Origin of the sequence: Thauera aromatica (assembly GCF_023093595.1) — a bacterium.
GTDB classification, from domain to species: Bacteria; Pseudomonadota; Gammaproteobacteria; order Burkholderiales; family Rhodocyclaceae; genus Thauera; species Thauera aromatica_A.
On sequence record NZ_JALLIK010000026.1, the window covers coordinates 1 to 1,363 of the forward strand.

Below are 1,363 nucleotides of genomic sequence, written 5' to 3' on the forward strand. Positions count from 1 at the left end.
TGGCGGCGACGTCCGATGAGTTTCGCGCTGCGCTGCTCGGTTTCGAGGCGCCGGACGAGGACGACGAGGATGGTGACGATTAATGATGAACGCGTAGCTGCGGGAGCCCTGGGCTGGAAGGCGGCAGCCTGCTCACTCGCGATCTGGCGACGGGACACGGCAAGCCACTTCTACTGTGCGATTTGCATGCCCCTACAGAAGAGCTGTTGGCGGCATGGCAAGACTGGTTGGTTAGTCATCCCATCGCTATTCTCAACATTGCTGGCCCGAGTGAAGCACGCAACCCCGGTATTTACCTGCAGGCGAGCGCACTACTGGAGCTTTTCTGGAGCACGGAACATGAACCGATCTGATGCCCGCTGCGCGACACCTTATATCTACTCGGGTGAGTTGCAGATCCGTCCCGAAGTGGATGCCGCGCTGGCTGCGCTGAAAGACAAACCCTACACCGCCATCCCTAGCTGGAAAAATGACGGAACCTGGGAGCTGTGGACGGTGGAAGGCGACGGCGAAACCGAGCCCTGCATCATCAGTGGCCCATCGACAACCTATGCCAGCGAGGCTGATGCACTGGCCGCCGGTGCGGCCGGGATCGCCAACCTCAATTCCATCCCTCACATACAAAGCCAACGCCACGGCGGCTGATCTCGACCAGCGGCCTGATGTCTTGCACCTGGACGACTCCCCGGCCATCACGAGCTGCCGAACCCAAGGCCCGCTGCAGAACCAGACGCACACTGCGCGGTGGCAAGGCTTGCAGACGGGACAGGACATCATTGTCCAGTCGCTCGGCAAAGGCAGCGCCCCAACTCGCTTCGTCTCTCATGCGGTTGTAGATTGACTGCGCAATGCTTCTGACCTGCTCCGGCCTGGGCGGTTGAATGTGCAACACCGTCAGCCGTGAGCGCAGCGGCCCCGGAATCGCCTCCAGCTCATTCGCGGTCGCCATCCAATTCACATGACTGGCGTCAATGGCAAAGTCGCGGATCGACAAGTCGATGAAATCCCGCGCACTGCGTGGTTCCAGAAGCGTATAGAGCGCCGCCAGCGGATCGTATTGCGGTCGGCCGTTGCTGGCCTTATCCAGTTCATCGAGCACCACCACCGGGTTGGCTAGTGGTTGGTAGGCCAACAGCTCAAAGAGCTGGCCTGGCTCGGAATTGCTCCAGAACGATTCGGAACCTGCGAGCGGCGAACTCGATTGCGTACTCGCCATATCGAATACACGAAAGGGCAAATACAACTGATCGGCCGTAACCGGTCACTGAGCGGCGTCCTTCTCGCTGCGTAGCCATCGTTGGACAATTCACGCCATGTTCAACGACGACGGGATTGGCAGTGACGGCATCGGCGGAGAGGCGCA

3 protein-coding genes are annotated in these 1,363 nt (G+C 60.2%); 2 read left to right on the forward strand and 1 reads right to left on the reverse strand.

Translation table 11 applies throughout. The features are described from left to right. The first annotated feature begins 113 nt into the window (after window positions 1–113). Window positions 114–353, forward strand: a complete 240-nt coding sequence (locus MXC99_RS17030) for a YpsA SLOG family protein (protein ID WP_432654214.1) — start codon at window positions 114–116, stop codon at window positions 351–353. Further along, entirely contained in the window at window positions 340–645 is a 306-nt protein-coding gene (locus MXC99_RS00350) for a hypothetical protein (protein ID WP_247723660.1), read from the forward strand. The genes MXC99_RS17030 and MXC99_RS00350 overlap by 14 nt, the downstream gene beginning before the upstream one ends. On the opposite strand, the gene MXC99_RS00355 is transcribed toward MXC99_RS00350, so the two are convergent. Beyond that, on the reverse strand, window positions 602–1,216 hold the full coding sequence (locus MXC99_RS00355; RefSeq protein ID WP_247723661.1) for an AAA family ATPase: 615 nt from the start codon (window positions 1,214–1,216) through the stop codon (window positions 602–604). The two genes, MXC99_RS00350 and MXC99_RS00355, sit on opposite strands and share 44 nt — an antisense overlap. Window positions 1,217–1,363: the final 147 nt, after the last annotated feature.

Bases quoted from the DNA above. Each gene is read 5' to 3' on its own strand.
- MXC99_RS00350 (WP_247723660.1), top strand. From the start codon at position 340: ATGAACCGATCTGATGCCCGCTGCGCGACACCTTATATCTACTCGGGT.
- MXC99_RS00355 (WP_247723661.1), bottom strand. From the start codon at position 1,216: ATGGCGAGTACGCAATCGAGTTCGCCGCTCGCAGGTTCCGAATCGTTC.